Source organism: Arsukibacterium sp. (genome assembly GCF_033722355.1).
In the GTDB taxonomy this organism is placed as follows: domain Bacteria; phylum Pseudomonadota; class Gammaproteobacteria; order Enterobacterales; family Alteromonadaceae; genus Alishewanella.
The window spans coordinates 1-3,124 of sequence record NZ_JAWVZF010000229.1; the positions used below are offsets into that span (position 1 = coordinate 1).

3 protein-coding genes and 1 pseudogene are annotated in these 3,124 nt (G+C 51.4%); all 4 read right to left on the bottom strand.

The annotated features are described in order from the left end of the window. Nucleotides 1–989 (bottom strand): PHP domain-containing protein (locus tag R3177_RS14090; RefSeq protein WP_318971644.1); only part of this gene is annotated, 989 nt, incomplete at its 3' end. Beyond that, complete coding sequence (gene rnhB, locus R3177_RS14095) at nucleotides 989–1,582, bottom strand: ribonuclease HII (RefSeq protein WP_318971645.1); 594 nt, start codon at nucleotides 1,580–1,582, stop codon at nucleotides 989–991. The genes rnhB and R3177_RS14090, both read right to left, overlap by 1 nt. Then, complete coding sequence (gene lpxB, locus R3177_RS14100) at nucleotides 1,569–2,717, bottom strand: lipid-A-disaccharide synthase (protein ID WP_318971646.1); 1,149 nt, start codon at nucleotides 2,715–2,717, stop codon at nucleotides 1,569–1,571. Before lpxB ends, rnhB begins: the two co-directional genes overlap by 14 nt. A 184-nt stretch (nucleotides 2,718–2,901) precedes the next feature. Continuing rightward, nucleotides 2,902–3,124, bottom strand: a pseudogene (locus R3177_RS14105) (acyl-[acyl-carrier-protein]--UDP-N-acetylglucosamine O-acyltransferase); the annotation flags it as partial.

The following is a 3,124-nucleotide window of genomic DNA, read 5'->3' on the forward strand; positions in this document are numbered from 1 at the left end:
TCCAGCTCAATCTGCAACCGCTCATCATAAGCGGGCCGTTTAGCTTGCCGCTCTGTCTCATCCGGAAATAACTGCAGCAGTCGCTGCTCGAGGCCTTCCCGTGATTTGTGTACCAGGAAATCTGCGTCGGTCATACCGCCAGTTGGGAATGCCGGTAAAAAATACTCACCAAGCCGGATGGTCACATTGCAGCGTCTGGCAATTTCCACACTGTTTTCCAGTGCCTCCGGAATATCGGCAAATAATTCCAGCATTTCCTGCTCAGTGCGCAAATACTGCTGCTCTGAGTAATGCTTTGGCCGGCGTTTATCATCCAGAGTAAAGCCGTCATGAATGGCAACCCTTATCTCATGGGCGGGATAATCACTGGCCTGTAAAAACACCACTTCATTGGTAGCGACCACAGGCAGCTGATGTTTTTCAGCCAGCTGCACCGCCTTTTGAATATAACGTTCTTCATCAGGCCGGTTAGTGCGGATTAATTCCAGATAAAACCTGTCTGGAAAATACTGCTGATAAAAACTGACTAACGCTGCAACTGACTGCGGGTTCTCCTTGACCAGCGCTTTGCCCAGCGGACCGTCTTTGCCACCTGACAGGACTATCAGACCACTGTTATGTTCGGCCAGCCACTGGTGATCGAGCTGCGGCTTGCCAGCGATATGCCCCCGCAAATAGGCTTTGGAAATCAACATGGTTAAGTTCTGATAACCGACATTATCCATCGCCAGCAGCAATAAGCGCGAGCTTTCATTACCAAGCAGCGGATGCTGTACCCAGCAGTCGACTCCCACCAGCGGTTTAATGCCCGCATCGTGCGCGGCACTGTAAAACCGCACCAGGCCACAGAAGTTCATCTGATCAGTTAGTGCCAATGCCGGCATTTTCGCCGCAGCGGCGGCTTTTACAATGGGCTTAACCTTTGCCACACCGTCGATCATTGAAAAATCGCTGTGAACACGCAAGTGAATAAAAGACGGGCCGGACATCAGGATTGTTGCTCGCAAATCTGACGGACCGGTTTAAAACTGCGACGATGCTCTGCCAGAATACCGTGCTCAGTTATTGCAGCCAGATGTTGTGCCGTCGGGTAACCTTTGTGGGCGGCAAATCCGAAATGTGGGTAGCGTAAGGCCAATTCGGCCATTTCAGCATCCCTGGCCACTTTTGCCAGGATGGATGCAGCACTGATTTCCGGTACCAGGCTATCCCCCTTTACCATAGCCGTGGCCGGTACTGGCAGTGGAGGACACCGGTTGCCATCAACCATGACCCACTCAGGCGCTATCGGCAAAGCTGCCACAGCCCGCTGCATCGCCAGCATGGTTGCATGTAAAATATTTAACTGGTCAATCTCTGCCGGCTCTGCCCGGCCAAGTGCCCAGCAGAGCGCACGCTCTTTAATCAATGCAGCCAGTGCCTCGCGTTTACTGGCACTGAGTTTTTTTGAATCAGTAAGGCCAGCAATCGGCCGCGCCGGGTCAAGAATAACAGCGGCAGTGACCACAGCGCCCACTAAGGGGCCGCGGCCGACTTCATCAACCCCACACAATAACGTTACATCAGGTCTATGCCATAGCATCAGAATGCACTACCTCCAGTATCGCTTCAGCAGCACGTGCGCTGGCGTTACATTTAATGGTTTGATGAATAGCCTGATAATCGGCAAGCAATTTACTATTATCTGCCTGCAGCATAGGTGCCATAGCTGCCACCAGCGCAGCGGGCGTGACCTGATGTTGCAGTAACTCAGGTACCATGGCCCGTCCGGCCAGTAAATTGGGTAAACTGAAATGCGCCAGTTTTACCAGGCGCCGGCCAATCTGATAGGTTAGCCAGTTTGCCCGATACGCCACGACCATCAGACACTTCGCCAGCATCGCTTCCAGCGTTGCTGTACCCGAGGTAATAAAGGTTGCATCAGCCGCCAGCAGTACCTGCCTGGCCTGGCCGGTAAAGACCTTAATGTTCAATTGTGGCGCATATTCTGCTTTTATCGCGGCAAATTGTGCGGCCTTTTGCGCTGTGACCATATTGGCAATGAGTTGTAACTGCGGTTGCTGCTGCTGTAGCAAACTGGCAGCCTGCAGAAAATCCGGAGCAAGCAGTTTAATTTCATTACTGCGGCTGCCAGGCATAATTGCCAGCGCCGGCTGCGCTGGATCCAGCCCCAGTTCAGCCTTATGCGCTGCTTTATCAACAACTATCGGCATTGTATCGGCCATGGTGTGGCCAACAAACGTACAAGGTACCTTATATCTATCATAAAAAGCTTTCTCAAAAGGCAGCAGCGACAGCACCATATTGGTGGCTTCAGCTATCTTGAAAATACGCTTATGGCGCCAGGCCCATACCGAAGGGCTGACGTAATGGATGGTTTTAATGCCCGCCCGCTTCAATTCCAGCTCCACCCGTAAGTTGAAATCCGGTGCGTCGATACCAACAAAAACATCAGGCGGATTATTCAGTAAGCTCGCCACGATGTCCCGCTTGACCTGCATTAGCCGGGGTAAGCGGCCTAATACTTCAACCAGGCCCATTACGGCCAGTTCTTCCATATCGAACAACGCCTGGAAACCAAGCGCCTGCATACGCGGCCCGCCAATACCATAAAATTTCGCTTGCGGATGGTGTTGACGTATTGCTTCAATTAAATCGGCGCCCAGAATATCACCGGAATGCTCGCCAGCGATCATGGCAATATTTAGGTCTGACAAAGCAGGTCTCTTTTTCAATTGCGTATAATGGCCTGATTCTATCACAGGGCATAGCGCTTACTTCAAGCCTTAATCGTCCAAACTAATGCTGCGACGATTAATACCTGGACAGCTTCAGGTAATGGCTTGTTGTCTGTGATAAAAAAGGAGCCAGCCGGCTCCTTTTTTATCATGTACTTTTTTATTAACGAACTATACCGCGGCTGGCACCGGCAATAAAATCGGTAAAGACTTTCAACTGAGGATACTCAGCGGCTTTTGCTTCCAGTGCCGCTAATGCCTCAGCAACCGTCTGACCTTTGCGGTAAACCTCTTTATAGGCCCGGCGGATCTCAAGCAAGGCATCACTGCTGAAACCCCGGCGTTTTAATCCTTCAACATTAATGCCAGCCGGCTGACAAGGTGCA

What these genes read in the sequence shown, in the direction of transcription:
- rnhB (WP_318971645.1), bottom strand. Translation starts at nt 1,582, where the DNA reads ATGCTATGGCATAGACCTGATGTAACGTTATTGTGTGGGGTTGATGAA.